This is a genomic window from Candidatus Poribacteria bacterium, from assembly GCA_021295755.1.
Taxonomy (GTDB): domain Bacteria; phylum Poribacteria; class WGA-4E; order WGA-4E; family PCPOR2b; genus PCPOR2b.
In genome coordinates, this window is sequence record JAGWBT010000037.1 from 14,271 (window position 1) to 29,969 (window position 15,699).

Here is a 15,699-nt window from a genome sequence, read left to right on the forward strand (position 1 = left end):
TTTTTGATGTCGTAGGTTCTCAGTTCTTCTTACACCGAAAGTGGTGCTAACTCAGGTAGCTTTATTTCTTTTTCAGCACCATCAACGTCAAATCATCAAAGCGTTGGGCTTCTCCTTGAAACTCTAGCGTTGAGTTATAAATTTCCGCGCAGATTTCACTAGCATCTGCGCCACGAATCTGTTTCACAAGTTCCTCCAACCGCTCTTCGTCGTACATTTCATCGTCAATATTTTGCGTTTCGGTAACACCATCAGTAAAAAATATAATCGTATCTCCGCTGTAAAGCTGAATCGTTTCATCTTTAAATTCTGACATCTGGCAGATCATATCGTCAGGATACATGCCTATCATTAAACCGCCGGCTTCTAGCTGTTGTAGGCTACCATCCTGCCGAATAACGAGTGGGAAAGTATGTCCCGCATTCAGCGAAGTGAGTTTACCTGTCTCTGGATGCAACCGCGCATAAACGAGTGTCGCGTATTTGTCCAACGGACTGCTCTCACGGATAAGGGCATTCAGTGCCATTGCTCTCGCTGGCAGATCTGCTTGCTTTGCAACCTCTGAAAGTAAAGCTGCACGAAGCGTCGCCATCAACAGAGCTGCTTGCATGCCTTTGCCGGCAACATCAGCAATCACCAATCCCCACGAGCCGTCTGGCTCCTGAATGTAGCCGTAGTAGTCGCCCCCCACGCCATCATGATGCGGTATACTCATTCCGGCAATTTCATAGCCTGGAATCTCTGGAGGCGCTTTTGGCAAAAGATTTTCCTGGATTTGTGCGGCTTCCTCCATTTCCGCCTGTAATCGGCGCTTCTCAATTGCTTCCTGATAAAGCCTCGCATTTTCGATTGCCACGCCAACCTGCGTAGCAAAGGCTTCAAGCAAAATTCCATCTTCATCGGTAAACTCAAGTGTGATACCGGCTCTACCCTCCTTACTGAAAACCACGAGTATCCCCAGAATTTCGCGTCCAAAGACTGGAACTGCTATCAGATTTGTCCCGCCGAATAGTGCAGCCGCCTCTTGGTCGTTGCGGATTTGTGTCTTTCCCTCCGTTGCTACTTCACGAAGCATAGAGAGCGTGGGGTGAATCTTTCCGTCAACTACTAAAGGAATCGAAAAACTCTTTAGATCGGAGGGAAATTGTAAACCAAGTGCGCAAGGATTTTTCATTTCAAGCTGTTGTGTAATCGGATTAATAAGCATCAAACAACCCGCGCTGGCATCTAGAAGACTGACAGCATGATTGACGATCTCTTCCTCCAGTTGCTCTGTGTCTAACAGCTTGGCAATCTGGGCGGTTGTATCGGAAAGCATGAAGAGTCGAAATTTAGCGGCACGCATATCTTCTTGCGAGCGTGAATGTGCGATTGCAACTGAGATATGGTCAGCAAGGACATTTAACAGCTCTTGAATCCATTCCGCCTCTTCAGAATAGTCGGCAAATTCGCCTAGACTGATAACACCTAGAAATTCCTCGTGAATCTTTAGTGGAGCCCAAAGGGTTGCCTTTAGAACCCGTAACTGTGGCTTAATTTCATCCAAGAACGGTTTCAGTAGGGAAGGAGGTTGGGAAAAATCGAGGGGGGCACATTGAAGCAAGATCCCGATTTCATCGGGCGTAATCGGGATGACCAACGCTTCATCCGCAGACTCATCCGCGAGGTTAATTGATGATTCAACGGCAAGCAGGCTTTCTGCAGGATTGAAGCGCAAAAGGGCGCCCTTGGCTGCTTGCAACGTCTTGAGAACTATTCGCAGATAGGTCTGGCTTGATGCATTAAAGCTGCTCTGCCCGGAAACGATGGCTTTACCAACCTCTTCAATCTCAGACAGACCCAGAATTAGTCGCTGTGTGGTTTGTTCAGCTAAACCAGTCTGCATTTAAAGACCTTTGTTCTGATGTACCTACTCGCCTAAGAGAAAGAGCCGAGTTTTTCACACAGGAAAATGCCCATCTTTCCGAAAAACCGAATCTGCCCAACAAGAGAGTTGACTGTGATCAAGGGCAAGCCGCAGCTCTAGCTAAGGCTGCTATACCCCGGTTAGAGCTTCGGCTTCCAAGTGACTACTATAGCGCTGGACAATACATTTTCTGCGCTTACTATGATTTTGGCAGCCTGTCCCCCAGCTGTTCAACGGATCAAGACATTGGAAGACAAGAGATATAGATATCGGTCTCAACAAGAAGATTAAATGCTATTAGCCGGCAAGTGCGGCAACCGCTTCATCTTCACTCTCAAAATGTTCAAATGTGGAGATTAATCGGCTCCTGATAATGAGACTTTTGACGTTCTTCTCGCTGACATTAATGACTGCAACTCGGCCGCCCTTCTGTACAATGCCTACGTGTGCTCCTAGCAGGGTTCCGAGCCCGGAACTGTCCATCATCGAAACATCAGCAAAATCAAACAGGAATTTCGGTACATCGGAAACCTTTGCGCTTTCCTCATTAATCGCATTGCTGAGATCACGAACAGATCTTCCAATAACCTTGCCCTTGGGTTTTAAGATGATTACATCATCTCTTTGACGAATATCGACAGCCATTAGCTTTCCTCCTATGCTTCAATCTGAAATATTATCGTCGTATTACTGTCTACCGCCAGAAACTGTGCTTTTTGCCTGTTATCTTGAGGCCTGAAACTCCTCATAGAACAAAGCCAAGATTCTCAGCGTCAGAGATACTTCGCAAAATCTGCCCTCGAATGACATCTGTCAAAGCGATGAGCGTCGCCTCCAAAAGCGCAATTTTACCCGACGCGGAGTATAGTTTTTTTGTTCCGCTAAGCATCTCATATTCTAAAGGAGATATAACTTTTTGTCAAGCCTTTAATTTCCTGAATTCAACGCTCTCTTTTGACTTCATCTTTGGTGTGCTCCTCCAATTCTAGGGAAACTTTTTCAGATTTGGTCTCAGCATCAGGGGCAATACTGTCTCATTCGGCTTCAACAATATATGGTGTCAAGTCAGTAAAGTCATTCATTTCAAATGAGTATTCCACTTGACAAGGGATTGTTAAGTATAATAAAATCTACGGAATGAGGAAACAGCTAGCAGAAGGGGAAACATTATGGCGAAGATGAAACAGACTGATGCGACCTGGGGTGCGGTCTTTGATAGAAAGAGCAAAGAAAAGGTTGAACGAAGTATCATTGATGTCCTCAAGGAGGTCCCCGTTTTTGAGGAATTGAGCCGTCGTGAAATTCAAAACATCGCACGAATTGCTTACCAACGACATTATAGTGTGGGGGAAATCATTATTCACGAAGGGCAGAATGCGGCAGGGATGTATATCATGGTAGACGGCCAAGCAGAGGTCACTAAAGCCCTAGAAGATGGCACGATTCTTCACTTAACAACCCTAGAAAATAGCGGATTATTTGGCGATGTTGGGCTATTAGATAGTTCCCCACGGACAGCTACAGTTAAAGCTACTCGCGATTCAAGCGTTATCGGTTTTTTTCGTCCGGAGCTACTTGAACTGATGAACTCAAATCCAAGATTAGCATCCAAAGTCATCTTCAAACTAGGTCAAATCCTCACGGCACGTTTCCGGTTTATCCACGACGAATTTGAGAAGGCGCAGGCGGAGATTGGTCGTTTGAAGGCACAACTTACAGCAACATCAAGCACAGGCGGAGAAGATGAAGATGCAATTCCCAATGAAACCGCCATCAGTGGATCTGGGTTGGAGATTGAAGCACCAGATTCTATCAATCCGGATGCCTCCGGAGAGGAAGCAAACCAATGAACGGTTCTGCTAATCAGGATCCGACGTCCCATCCACCTAATGAAGAAGCACCTTCCAAGACGGTTGATCCCACCAGCCAAATCAACACGGAACATTTACATGCACAAACGGCTACGCTCGCACGAGAGACGATCATTCCATTGACACAAAATGTTGAGACAATGACGTCAGATATCCGGTTGGTAGTCCGTGAAAGCCGCGAACAGACACGCCAAGCCCGGGTAGCAAATGCCTCTCTGAAAATCATCGCCTTTGGTACAACGTTGATTTCGCTTGCAATTCTCATCGGCGTTGTCTATCTGCTCAAGGATATTCTCGCACTGGTAGTGATTTCGTTCCTAATCGCTTACATTTTTAGCCCACTTGTAGATCTAATCGAGCGAAAGGGGATTAATCGCACACTCTTGGTCATTATCATAACGCTATTAATGCTCAGCGGTCTTGCTTTCCTTTCAACAGTAACAGTCAATAGCATCACCGGACAGATTTGGAAGTTATTACCGTTGGCTGTGGAATCGGATTTTGAAGATGATTTAGACCGAGGTGAAATCCCGGAGTCTCTACGACAGAAGTTTGTGGAGGGTGGTGTCACACTTTCTCAAAATGCAACGATTGCCGTTGAAGAGACGGGCAACAGATGGAAGCTTACTGATACAGGGAATCACCGGACATACGATGTGAGAAAAGAAGAAAACCAGCTCAAGGTTTACGAAACACTTGGACATCTCGCCAATCTTGAAAATCTTCATGAACATCTTGTCGATCTAGCTACAATAATATTGAACCAAACCCCAAAGTTCCTGCGCACACCCTTGCTCAACTATCTTGAGGGAACGGACGATACGGCAGCCTCAACGAAAGTTTTTGAACAGGCGTCTGTTCAACCGCTCGGTCATGAACAAGTAGATTCCCTTGTTGAGCGGATGGAAGCCAGAATTTCGGGGTTTGTGCTTGGACACTCTCAGTCGATTTTCAGTGCAATTGGTAGTTCTGCGAGAGGCGCGTTTTCAGTATTTACAACCGGTGTTATCATCCTATTTTTAACCTTTTTTCTTCTTAACAGTGGACGCCAGATGAAGAAAGCTTTTATTCAGATTGTGCCAAATCGCTTCTTTGAAGTCGCTTTGGTACTGATTCAGGGACTCGATCGGCAATTAGGCGATTACCTTCGTAGTCGCTTGATTCAGACAGTAATAATCTCGATAATTGCCGCAATTGGGTATTGGATTTTGGGATTGCGGTTTGCACTTCTTATCGGGATTATCGCTGGACTAGCAAATCTGATTCCCTATATCGGTCCATTCATCGGGGCGATTCCTGCAATCATTGTTGTCTTCCTCGAGTCCCGATTCGGGCTTGGTTGGAGCCTATTGGCTGTTATCATGCTGACGCTTGTCATACAGATCATAGACAACGCGATTATTACACCATTGATAATAGGTAAGAGTGTTGAGTTGGGACCTGTAACAACAATTGTTGTGGTATTGCTTGGCGAGCAGTTACTCGGTTTAATGGGTTTGCTAATGGCAGTTCCGATTGCGGCAATGTGCAAGTTAATCATTGAGGAAGTGTGGACGGAATTTAGGGGATATTCACGGTCGATTCTTGTGGGACACTGACTTCGGATGACCCCTCCTATTGTCCCAAAACGACAATGCTGGGTGCATCGGGGTAATTCGCTCTACGCTCACCAATTTAGATCTGGCGGACGACTATTTACATGACGAACGAAGAAGTAAAATCCGCGCTGCATCGCGGGACCACTTTTTTAATGCAGCAGCAAAACTCGGCGGGTAATTTTGAGGGACAACTCTCTTCAAGTACTTTCCCTACTTGCGCCTATGCGTGGGTGCTTTTTGCCCAAGATCAATTCCCGGATGAAGCATTAATCGATTGGTTGATTAAACATCAGAATCCCGACGGCACATGGGGGCTTGACGCAGCCAATCAGCCGAACCGAGAGGCGACACTGTTTGCACAACTCATTTTGGAGCAGGTATGGCAACGGCAACCCAGTCCGCAACTTGCTGGAGTACTCGCACAGATACCCGCATATCCGCTGAACCTCGCTCTGATCAAACTATCCTATGCAGCCTTCGGCGAATTCGATTGGAACAAGCTAACTATTCCGAAACATCTGCTCCCTGTGATGATGCTGACGAAAAAGCTGCTGACGCGGTTCCCCTTCCTGCAATCGTTCCTCAAGCCACCAACTAATGTCCTTCCACCGGTTGACCTCTTCAACACCCGAACCTTTGACACACTGTTCATCGCAGAGCAGCACACGCTTGTCCCTGTTTTCATCCTAATTGAACTGAATACCACCCGACGCCCAGAAATGATCGCTTCATTGGTCAGTTGGCTTATAGAACATAAGCTTTCTGATAATAGCTGGTTTCGCGTGAATTACATCACAGCGTTGTCGGTGTTAGCACTCATCGAACTTCAAAAGCATATAACAGATCGCCAAGACACTTTGAACCCTGAACCAATGGAGCCCGCTCAATCAGAGGAGATTCAGAGGTTGATTGACGGCGGAATTGAATGGCTGCAATCAACACGGAACCCAGACGGTGGTTGTCGGGAGGCGTTAAATCTCAATATTTGGGACACGGCATTAAGCGTGCTTACGCTCATTGATATTGGCAATGTAGATGAGAATCACGTCGTTCAACGCGCTGGTAGGTGGTTTATTGACAACCAGAATCCAGATGGTGGCTGGGCGTTTTCGGCGATGGGAAGCGATGGCAGTCTTCTGAGCGATGCCGATGACACGGCGTTAGCCACACTTGCCTTACTGCGGTCAAAGATGTCCGATGGTACTGAAGCGATTCAGCGAGGACTCGATTGGTTGAAGGGACACCAAAGTCCCGACGGAAGTTGTAGCACATATCTGCCGGGCCAAGGTGATGTAGGGTGTGTGAGTCTTACCGCTCACGCAATCGAAGCATGGTGCGGAGCGACGGGGATGGAAGTAGAGATAGATCGAGCCTGTCAGTGGCTGGAAGGTCAAATTTCCAAAGAGGGGTATTGGGCAGATCTTTGGCTTGCCAAACGGACGTATGGAACAGCTTGCGCTATTATCGGTTTAATCAAAGCAGGGAGAGCCACCTCTCCGGCGATTGCGCGCGGGGTGCGTTGGCTTGAGTCGGTCCAAAACAGCGATGGCGGTTGGGGCGAGGATATGTTCGGCAATCTGACCGATAGCACGGTCGAACAGACGGGTTGGTGTACCTATGCTCTATTGCTCGCCGATCGTGAGAGTGCCGCTGCCCGAAAGGGATTGGAATTTCTGCTCAGCCGTCAGCGTCCGGAGGGTTCATGGGAGGCTAGTTGTGTCGGTATCTATTGGGAGATCATCGGCGGTTACGCGGATCCAATCTACGCTGTGGTTTTCCCGCTGCTTGCGCTGAATCAGTATTTGAAGGAAGCCAAGTAAAATCGCACCTGAACCCGCTTATGAGCTAGATCCCCTGACTTATCGGGAGTTTTATCCACGGTTTACCTCAGATGATCTCCGTTATTATTCCAGTTCTCAATGAAACGAAGATTTTAGACCAATCGCTATCTCGACTCACACCTCAGTTGAAAGGGCATGAGTTGATTATCGTTGATGGGGGCAGCGCCGACGAAACCCCGTTGATTGCCAAAAGACACGGACAGGTAATTTCCGCTGAACGTGGGAGGGCTCGTCAGTCAAATGCGGGTGCGGCGGCGGCAAGGGGAGATATCCTGCTTTTTTTGCATGCCGATGTGTGCCTCGATACCGGAGCCATCGAAAGCGTCGAAACCGCAATCTCAGCGGGTTATGTCGGCGGAGCGTTCAAGCAGCGAATTGAAGGAGATCATCCCTTGTATCGGTTGATCGAACGTGCCGCCAATTTCAGGGCAAAACGGCTGCGGATTTTCTACGGTGACGGTGGGATTTTCGTTCGCCGCACCTACTTTGATCAAATTGGTGGATTCCCCGACATTCCGATCATGGAGGAGGTCGGGTTTTCTCGAAAACTCCGTCGGCATGGTAAGGTAACACTTATTGAACCGAGAATTCACATCTCCGCCCGCCGTTGGCAAAGGAACGGCATTCTCCGCACGACCTTAACAAACTGGCTCATCACCTTGCTCTATCTGCTACGAGTTCCCCCAAATCATCTCGCAAAACTGTATCGCCACATTCGGTGATTCAGAATCGGTGAAACTACTCCCGATACCCCTGCTTTGCCCAGACCTTTTTAGCATATGCGATTGTTGTCTCCGAAGGTTGAATAGTGCCGAGGATGCTACTCAATGGCTGACCTTCTTTCTTACGCCTTGGATCCGGAGACCAGTCGTCATTTTCGTAAGACCTACGTGCCGATTCTGTGCGACAATCGGGGACATCGATTGGACTAGAATCGTTGAGAGCAGACCGCCAAGCAAGAATCCCGACAATACTCATGTCGATTCCCCGGTAAACGTCTAGATATGGTTGTTCACCCGTCCGAATTGCTTCCGCGAAGTGGTAAGTAGTAAAGAAATCTCCGCCACCATGTCCTGCGGCTGTCGCTTGATTATGATGAATTGGAAAATCGGGCTTGTACACGATTTCGGTTGGCTCCCCTTCAGCCTTCTCCCACGGCTCACGCCAAACACGTAGGCGATGCTTGTCACCATGACGGCTATTTTCCATCAGTCCCTTGTTGCCATGGATTCGGACGTAGTTTCCATGTCCGCGTAGTGCACCGTGAAGCGATTTCATCACTGCGTCGTTATCCATCCGACAAATAATGACAGCGCAGGTGTCGCTGCGTTTCATGTGCATCGTTTGGGTTGGATCATTGAAGTCGTAGGGTACTACGAACCCATTCACCTTCACAGGACGGGTGTCCGTGATGTACATCACGGGGGCAATGGAGTGGGTGCAGTAGTAGGTAGATGGAATCCAGTTCCGCCAGTGGTCGATCCCGCAGCTGCGAGCGAGTTTGACTTCGGCGGGATCTGGGTGCACATACTCTCCCTCGCCGTACTTGAATTCACCGATCTGCCCCGCTTTGTACAAGCGGTGCATCTCCTGATTATAGACCATATACGGATAGTTCTCAGCGAACAGATAAATCTTTCCACTTTTTTCAAACGCACGCGCCAACGCCACCGCTTCCGCCATTGTGTGACAGGCAGCGCATTCGCTCATCACATGCTTGTCTGCGGCAAACGCCTTGATTGCAAAGGGTGCGTGTTCGTGAAAATAGTTGGCGAGTACAACTGCATCCATGTCGTGTTCGAGGAACTTATCGTAGTCAGTGTAAGTAGTCACACCGAGTTGGTCACCGACCTGCTTCAGTTTCTCCTCCCACGTGTCGCAGATAGCTACCAACTCAAGCCCGACGGCTATTGCGGATCGCATAAAGGATTGCCCGCGCCCTGCACCAACAACTCCCACGCGGATACGTTCCTTCCCAGAAGTCTCCATATCAGATACCTCCAATACAACAAAAAAACCTTGCGAGGGCTCGAAACCTTCGCAAGGTTAGGATTTTCGACTTAATTTGGTTTATTAAGTCCCTGACACTTTTAAGTTGATAGATTTCTCCACAGCAAAAAGAATATCGAAACATTTGAGGCCAACGTCCTACTTCTTGTCCCCATCAGCTTTCTTGTCCTCATCAACAACTTCATAATCAGCGTCGATGACTTCGCCTTCAGGCGATGAAGATGTGGACTGTGGTTCATCTGTCGGTGCGCTCTGATATTCTGGTCCTGCCGATGGGTCATCACCAGCCTCAGCGGTTTGCTTATACAACTCTTCCGAAGCCTGATGCCAGACTTGCATTAGACTTTCAGTTTTCGCTTTAATATCCTCGGTGTTCTGGCTTTCTAGGGCTTTCTTAAGCTCGTCAACGGCATTTTCAACATTACTCTTGATTGCCGCATCAACCTGATCGCCAAACTCGCCGAGATTCTTCTCTGTTTCATAGATCAGCGAATCCGCTCGATTATGCACCTCCACCTCTTCGCGCTTCTGCTGGTCTTCGGTGGCATGGGTTTCGGCATCCTTGACCATCTGATCAATCTCCGCTTCAGACAGTCCCGACGAAGCAGTAATGGTAATGTGTTGTTCCTTACCTGTCGCCTGATCCTTTGCAGAAACATTGAGAATACCATTTGCATCAATATCAAACGCCACCTCAATCTGCGGCATACTGCGCGGCGCCGGCGGGAGGCCATCGAGTTGGAAGCGGCCAATCGTTTTGTTGTAGACAGCCTGCTCCCGCTCGCCCTGCAATACATGTACATCAACAGTGGTCTGATTGTCTTGCGATGTTGTAAAGATTTGTGATTTCTTGGCTGGAATCGTTGTATTCCGTTCTATGAGTCGAGTGAATATCCCGCCCAGCGTTTCGACGCCCAACGACAAGGGAGTTACGTCAAGCAGTAAGATGTCTTTTACGCCTTCGTCGCCAGAGAGCACACCACCTTGGATTGCGGCACCAATTGCAACGACTTCGTCTGGATTCACCCCTTTATGGGGTTCCCTACCAAACAATCGCTGCACCGCTTCTTGGACCTTCGGCATCCGTGTTTGTCCGCCGACCAATATGACCTCTTCAATGTCACTCGCAGATACCCCTGCATCTGTAAGGGCTTTCCGACATGGTTCAAGCGATCGTTCCACGAGATCATCGGTAATCTGCTCAAGTTTTGCACGGGTCAGGTTGACGTTGAGGTGTTTCGGTCCGCTTGCATCTGCGGTGATAAAAGGCAGATTAATATCGGTTTGCATAGCGGTTGAGAGTTCACACTTTGCCTTTTCCGCAGCCTCTTTCAACCTTTGCAGTGCCATGTTGTCCTTGCGGAGATCTATTCCTTGTTCCCGCTGAAACTCTTCAGCAAGCCAGTCGATGATCTTTTGATCGAAGTCGTCCCCGCCGAGGTGGGTATCGCCGTTGGTACTCTTGACCTCAAATACACCGTCGCCGATCTCAAGGATTGAGATGTCAAAAGTACCGCCACCCAAGTCGTAGACTGCAATATTTTTGTCTTTCTGATTGTCAAGTCCGTAAGCCAATGATGCAGCTGTTGGCTCGTTGATGATGCGAAGTACTTCCAATCCGGCGATTCTACCCGCGTCTTTCGTTGCTTGACGCTGCGAATCGTTAAAATAAGCAGGAACTGTAATGACAGCCTGCGTCACTGGCTCACCAAGGTAGGATTCTGCGGTCTCTTTCATCTTCTGAAGAATCATCGCAGAAATCTCAGGCGGTGCATGTTGTTTATCTTCAATCTTTATAGAGACATCACCATCTTTATCGCTCTCAGCCTCGTAGGGGACACGGTTTATTTCTTCACTAACCTCGTTGTACTTACGTCCCATAAATCGCTTGACGGAGAAGATGGTATTTTTGGGGTTGGTAACCGCCTGCCTTTTAGCAACTTGCCCAACCAACCGCTCTCCCTCTTTCGTAACAGCAACAACAGACGGCGTTGTTCTGGTGCCTTCAGCGTTTTCGAGCACTTTTGGCTCACCGCCTTCTAGAACAGCGACACACGAATTTGTGGTTCCTAAATCAATTCCAATGACCTTACTCATCCGAAATCCCTCCATAAATTAATAATAATTGTTGATTGATTATTGATGCAGGTATCTGCTCACTACTTATTTTTGATAATCCGAATCCATCGGAAAATGCTTAATCTCTTGACCTGAAGCGTCTGGGTGTTCCGACTTATTGAAACAGCCTGCCTGCTGTCTTGATGGCGCGATATCGATTGTTGTCCAAGATCTAATGCGCGGGAGACGCATCCCAGAAGCTGGCGTAAATCTATCGGTTTCGATATGAATGTGTAGGCACCTGCGTCAAATACATCAAATTTTACACCCTGTGACGTATTTGCACTCATAATGATGGCAGGCACACTTGGCTGGAATCGCTTAATCTGTTGAAGCAATTCTGCGCCCGTTGTGTCCGGCAGGTTGAAATCTAGGAGCGCAAGATCTATTGAGGCCTTCCGAACAATTTCTAAGGCTTCATATCCAGTTTCTGCGGACACCGCATCGTAGCCGGCACGAGTTAAGACCTCCCCCAAGACTTCCAAAGAAGCCATATCATCATCAACTAGCAAAATTCGATAACTGTGCCGGATCATCTTTTAGAGCTCCTCCCCTCTTATTCCTAACGATACACATATCCTCGCGGACTAAACCGGAGTTCACGTAGCAGATTATCGGGCAATATACGTGCCAACCCAATAACCATAGGCAGCAACGTACATGACATTCAGAGGTTTCCTAGAAATGCCAGAATGGCAGCATCACATTTTGAAACTCTTGTCAATATGACGCACAAGATTTGCCTAAATGCACCAGTGCCGTGTCCTCCGCTTCATATCGTTCAAGCGCAGGATTATGTGTATACCGAGCAACAGTTATCAAAGAATCCGGTGCTGATAATGTAGTGTACTGCACAAGCGAACAAAGACCGATCTGAAAATCCTCACTTAATGAACCATCTCTACTTTGCTTCCAGCCAACTCGCCCCTGCATGGATATCCACCTTAATAGGCACATCAATTTGACAGGCATTCTCCATTAGGCGTTTGATCTCTGTCAAGACCTCCTCCTGCTCGGATTTCGGCGCTTCAAACACCAACTCGTCATGGACCTGTAGCAGTAGTTTCGTCCGCTTACCATTCTTCTTCAGATAGTCATGAATCCCAAGCATGGCGAGTTTGATAAGTTCTGCAGCTGTGCCTTGCATGGGGGCATTGATTGCCACGCGTTTGCCAAAATCTTGCGTGTTTCGATCCGCGGCTTGGATCTCCGGCACATAGCAGCGTCGTCCGAGGAGCGTCGTGACATATTCTTGCTCCTGTGCTTTGGCAACAATCCGGTCAAAATAGTCTCTGACACCAGCATAGGTCTGAAAGTAGTTGTCGATTAATTGTTGGGCTTCGCCAAACTCGATCTGAAGTTCGTTGGACAGACGGAACGCACCGACACCGTAGACGATCCCGTAATTCATCGTTTTTGCCTGACGACGCATATCATCGTCAATCTCCCCCGGCGGCAGACCAAAGATAAGAGAAGCGGATTGTGCATGGATATCCAGATCTTGCTCAAAAGCTTCCCGAAGGCGGTCGTCTCCAGAGAGATGGGCAAGGATACGCAGTTCAATCTGCGAGTAATCCGCAACAATCAGCGTATGATCATCGTCACTAGCGACGAATGCCCGGCGAATCTCCCGTCCTTCAGCGGTTCGCACAGGGATATTCTGTAGGTTTGGATCGCTGCTGCTGAGACGGCCTGTGCGGACACCGGCTTGGTGGAACGATGTGTGGATGCGTCCTGTATCCGGGTTAATCAGTCCAACAAGTGCGTCGGTGTACGTGGATTTGAGTTTCGAAAAAGACCGATATTCCAAAATCAACTCGGGCAGTGGGTGGTGTGGAGCCAACCTTTGCAGCACCCGGATATCGGTTGAGTAACCCGTTTTTGTTCTACGCGTTAGATTCTTCGGCAGATCGAGTTCTTCAAACAAAAGCTGCCCAAGCTGTTTTGGGGAATTGATATTAAATTCCTGTCCTGCTTCTGCGTAGATCTGATCCATCTTCTGATCGAGCCGTTCTTGAAATTCTTGCGACAACTGTTTGAGATAATTGCCATCGACCTTAATGCCTGCTAACTCCATATCGGCAAGCACAGGGATTAATGGCATTTCAATATCGCGGAAAATATTCGTCAATCCTTCTGTCGCTAGCTCCGACTCAAATTTGTTCTTGAGTTGCAGTGTGATGTCCACATCTTCGCAAGCATACTCCGTGATCTGTGGGAGCGGTACAAGATCCATCGTGATCTGTTTCGAGCCTGTGCCGATTAGGTCTTTAATCGGAATCATTTTGTGGTTCAGATGGGTGAAGGCGAGGTCATCTAGACCGTGGCTGGATGACGCTGGATGCAGCAACCCAGAAGCGAGCATCGTGTCGAACGAGATACCGTTCAAGTCTGCGCCGTGACGTTTGAACACCTTGAGGTCATATTTTATATTCTGCCCCACTTTTTGATGAGAACCATCCTCAAGAACGGGGCGGAGAACCTCCAAAATCTGATCTTGGGAGAGCAAAGATGGGGAATCCAAGAGGGAACTCATAGTGGGAATGTAATATCCCTCATGCCGCGCGGTGGTAATGGCAATACCAACAATCTGGGCATCAATTGGGTCGGTTGATGTTGTTTCCAAATCTACGGAAAATTCCCCGTTCTCCTTGAGTTTCTCAACCAGATGCTTTAAGTCAGTTTCCTCCGTAATCATCTGATAGTCTGTGTCCGGTTTCGGCATTTCTTGGTCTGTTGAAATCTGGTCGAGTAGACTGCGAAACTCAAGCTCGCGGAAAAGTGCTAACAACGCCTCGCTGTCTCTATCCCTAACTTTGCATCCTTCAGGTGTAATGGGCAGTTCAAGGGCGGTTTCGAGGGTTGCCAGTTTTTTGCTCAGTAGTGCGTGGTTCTCCCCTGCCTCCAGCTTGGTGCGAAACCGGCCCGGCACTTCATCAAGGTGCTGGAGGAGGGTCTCGATCGTACCGAACTCAGAGAGCAGTTTAGGGGCGGTCTTTTCTCCAATACCGCTGACGCCGGGGATCTGATCAACACTATCGCCTGCAAGTGCAAGGTAATCGGGGATCTGATACGGTTCTATCCCGTAACGCCGCTTGCACACTGCTGCGTCGTAGATTTCGAATCCACCACGCGGATTGACACGATGCACCTTAATCTTTGGGGAGATTAACTGGAGCATATCCTTGTCGTTGGTCATAATCAGCACATCGAACCCCACTGCCTCGGCTTGCTTCGCCAAGGTCCCGGCGACATCATCAGCTTCGTATTCAACCATTTCCACGGTTGGGATACCAAGTGCCTCGACAATTTTCCGCACATACGGGAATTGGGCAATGAGTGCGTCTGGCGTTGGGGGACGATCTGCTTTATAGGCGGCATAAAGTTCGTCTCTTTATCGCTATGTACTCATTCCCTTCTTCGAGCAATTTCAGCAGTGTTCTCGTGAAGCTCAGGATTGCAGCGGTCGGTTGACCTTGGGAGTTGGTCAGTTGTTGTTGCATTCCATAAAATGCGCGATAGACAAACGCTGTACCGTCAATGATTAGTAGCTGTTTCGTGTCGTTTTGTTCTGCCATTGTTTCTTACCTACGCTTTTTCTATGTGTTATTCACTAAATCATGATCCATTGAGGCTAAGTCAAGCAACAAGAGATTTGTATTATTGGACGGTTCTGGCTGTTTCGGCAGTCCCGGATATAAGCCTGTTATAATGCTAACTGAAGTACTACAGCAGTACTTGCAACAGCGATCGGTGCGGCGATGATAGTTTGAAGGTAGGTGTGCCTTTTCCGGTGCACCCTCGCCCACGCAATGAACGGCAGCAGGATGAACAGATAGACAAACTGGCTGCTGATTAGTGTCACCAGCCCTGTCATACACCCTGCGGCAACGCCACTGTGAAAGCTGACTTTCCACACCTGTGTGATTAGGGTAAGCACAACTCCATTGATAACGCAGGCAATACAGAGCCAGACAATCTCTCGCGGCGCATCAAGGAGGTATAAAATGCCGCTGCCGACAAGGGCACTTACAAGCGAAAATATCAGCGGTTTAGCGCGTTGTTCTCTGACGGTTAGTCGGAAATCGCTCAGTTGTCCCAGACGAAAAAGTAACAGGATAAAGAGCATCGGCAGCACACTAGCAAACAGTATGACAATCACCATCCATAACAATCCCTGCTGCGTTGTCGTAACAGATAGCCAGACGATTATCAGGATTGATGCAAGCGGCAATAGGAATGGATTGAAAAGCACGGATATAGTAACCGCAATTCGATCTAGCATTTGTGTGTTTAGCGTGTGACGCATTATCTTAGAGTCAGAACCGGTATCAGGCATGATTAACTACCTCTGG

The 15,699-nt window shown here is 48.2% G+C and carries 12 protein-coding genes and 1 pseudogene; 4 read left to right on the top strand and 9 right to left on the bottom strand.

Annotation, left to right across the window (positions count from 1 at the left end):
- Positions 1–61: 61 nt before the first annotated feature.
- The 3 genes from J4G02_07260 to J4G02_07270 form a co-directional block, all read right to left on the bottom strand.
- Positions 62–1,885 carry a SpoIIE family protein phosphatase gene (locus J4G02_07260; protein MCE2394374.1) on the bottom strand — a complete coding sequence of 608 codons (1,824 nt, stop codon included), beginning with the start codon at positions 1,883–1,885 and terminating at the stop codon, positions 62–64.
- A 318-nt stretch (positions 1,886–2,203) separates the two neighbouring features.
- Positions 2,204–2,551, bottom strand: coding sequence for an STAS domain-containing protein (locus J4G02_07265; protein ID MCE2394375.1), 348 nt, complete (start codon positions 2,549–2,551; stop codon positions 2,204–2,206).
- Positions 2,552–2,651: 100 nt separating this feature from the next.
- On the bottom strand, positions 2,652–2,795 hold the full coding sequence (locus J4G02_07270; GenBank protein ID MCE2394376.1) for a hypothetical protein: 144 nt from the start codon (positions 2,793–2,795) through the stop codon (positions 2,652–2,654).
- Positions 2,796–3,075: 280 nt separating this feature from the next.
- On the opposite strand from J4G02_07270, the gene J4G02_07275 reads away from it, so the two are divergent.
- The 4 genes from J4G02_07275 to J4G02_07290 all read left to right on the top strand — a co-directional run bounded on the left by J4G02_07275 (position 3,076) and on the right by J4G02_07290 (position 7,938).
- Entirely contained in the window at positions 3,076–3,756 is a 681-nt protein-coding gene (locus J4G02_07275; GenBank protein MCE2394377.1) for a cyclic nucleotide-binding domain-containing protein, read from the top strand.
- Complete coding sequence (locus J4G02_07280) at positions 3,753–5,375, top strand: AI-2E family transporter (protein MCE2394378.1); 1,623 nt, start codon at positions 3,753–3,755, stop codon at positions 5,373–5,375. The genes J4G02_07275 and J4G02_07280 overlap by 4 nt, the downstream gene beginning before the upstream one ends.
- Before the next feature lie 101 nt (positions 5,376–5,476).
- Positions 5,477–7,195 carry a hypothetical protein gene (locus J4G02_07285; protein MCE2394379.1) on the top strand — a complete coding sequence of 573 codons (1,719 nt, stop codon included), beginning with the start codon at positions 5,477–5,479 and terminating at the stop codon, positions 7,193–7,195.
- A gap of 71 nt (positions 7,196–7,266) precedes the next feature.
- Positions 7,267–7,938, top strand: a complete 672-nt coding sequence (locus J4G02_07290; protein MCE2394380.1) for a TIGR04283 family arsenosugar biosynthesis glycosyltransferase — start codon at positions 7,267–7,269, stop codon at positions 7,936–7,938.
- Positions 7,939–7,954: 16 nt separating this feature from the next.
- Here J4G02_07290 and J4G02_07295 read toward each other — a convergent pair whose 3' ends face one another.
- From J4G02_07295 to J4G02_07320, 6 genes and pseudogenes are all read right to left on the bottom strand, one after another.
- On the bottom strand, positions 7,955–9,205 hold the full coding sequence (locus J4G02_07295) for a Gfo/Idh/MocA family oxidoreductase (protein MCE2394381.1): 1,251 nt from the start codon (positions 9,203–9,205) through the stop codon (positions 7,955–7,957).
- Between the two features lie 159 nt (positions 9,206–9,364).
- Positions 9,365–11,323 (bottom strand): molecular chaperone DnaK, encoded by a 1,959-nt coding sequence (gene dnaK / locus J4G02_07300; GenBank protein ID MCE2394382.1) that lies wholly within the window; start codon positions 11,321–11,323, stop codon positions 9,365–9,367.
- A 62-nt stretch (positions 11,324–11,385) separates the two neighbouring features.
- On the bottom strand, positions 11,386–11,880 hold the full coding sequence (locus J4G02_07305) for a response regulator (protein MCE2394383.1): 495 nt from the start codon (positions 11,878–11,880) through the stop codon (positions 11,386–11,388).
- Positions 11,881–12,245: 365 nt separating this feature from the next.
- Positions 12,246–14,732: pseudogene (gene polA, locus J4G02_07310) on the bottom strand (DNA polymerase I).
- The gene (locus tag J4G02_07315) at positions 14,713–14,922 is read right to left on the bottom strand and encodes a hypothetical protein (GenBank protein MCE2394384.1); all 210 of its coding nucleotides are present in this window, start codon (positions 14,920–14,922) and stop codon (positions 14,713–14,715) included. Before J4G02_07315 ends, polA begins: the two are co-directional and overlap by 20 nt.
- Positions 14,923–15,050: 128 nt before the next feature.
- The gene (locus tag J4G02_07320; GenBank protein ID MCE2394385.1) at positions 15,051–15,683 is read right to left on the bottom strand and encodes a hypothetical protein; all 633 of its coding nucleotides are present in this window, start codon (positions 15,681–15,683) and stop codon (positions 15,051–15,053) included.
- Positions 15,684–15,699: the final 16 nt, after the last annotated feature.

What these genes read in the sequence shown, in the direction of transcription:
- J4G02_07260 (MCE2394374.1), bottom strand. Translation starts at nt 1,885, where the DNA reads ATGCAGACTGGTTTAGCTGAACAAACCACACAGCGACTAATTCTGGGT.
- J4G02_07265 (MCE2394375.1), bottom strand. Translation starts at nt 2,551, where the DNA reads ATGGCTGTCGATATTCGTCAAAGAGATGATGTAATCATCTTAAAACCC.
- J4G02_07270 (MCE2394376.1), bottom strand. Translation starts at nt 2,795, where the DNA reads ATGCTTAGCGGAACAAAAAAACTATACTCCGCGTCGGGTAAAATTGCG.
- J4G02_07275 (MCE2394377.1), top strand. Translation starts at nt 3,076, where the DNA reads ATGGCGAAGATGAAACAGACTGATGCGACCTGGGGTGCGGTCTTTGAT.
- J4G02_07280 (MCE2394378.1), top strand. Translation starts at nt 3,753, where the DNA reads ATGAACGGTTCTGCTAATCAGGATCCGACGTCCCATCCACCTAATGAA.
- J4G02_07285 (MCE2394379.1), top strand. Translation starts at nt 5,477, where the DNA reads ATGACGAACGAAGAAGTAAAATCCGCGCTGCATCGCGGGACCACTTTT.
- J4G02_07290 (MCE2394380.1), top strand. Translation starts at nt 7,267, where the DNA reads ATGATCTCCGTTATTATTCCAGTTCTCAATGAAACGAAGATTTTAGAC.
- J4G02_07295 (MCE2394381.1), bottom strand. Translation starts at nt 9,205, where the DNA reads ATGGAGACTTCTGGGAAGGAACGTATCCGCGTGGGAGTTGTTGGTGCA.
- dnaK (MCE2394382.1), bottom strand. Translation starts at nt 11,323, where the DNA reads ATGAGTAAGGTCATTGGAATTGATTTAGGAACCACAAATTCGTGTGTC.
- J4G02_07305 (MCE2394383.1), bottom strand. Translation starts at nt 11,880, where the DNA reads ATGATCCGGCACAGTTATCGAATTTTGCTAGTTGATGATGATATGGCT.
- J4G02_07315 (MCE2394384.1), bottom strand. Translation starts at nt 14,922, where the DNA reads ATGGCAGAACAAAACGACACGAAACAGCTACTAATCATTGACGGTACA.
- J4G02_07320 (MCE2394385.1), bottom strand. Translation starts at nt 15,683, where the DNA reads ATGCCTGATACCGGTTCTGACTCTAAGATAATGCGTCACACGCTAAAC.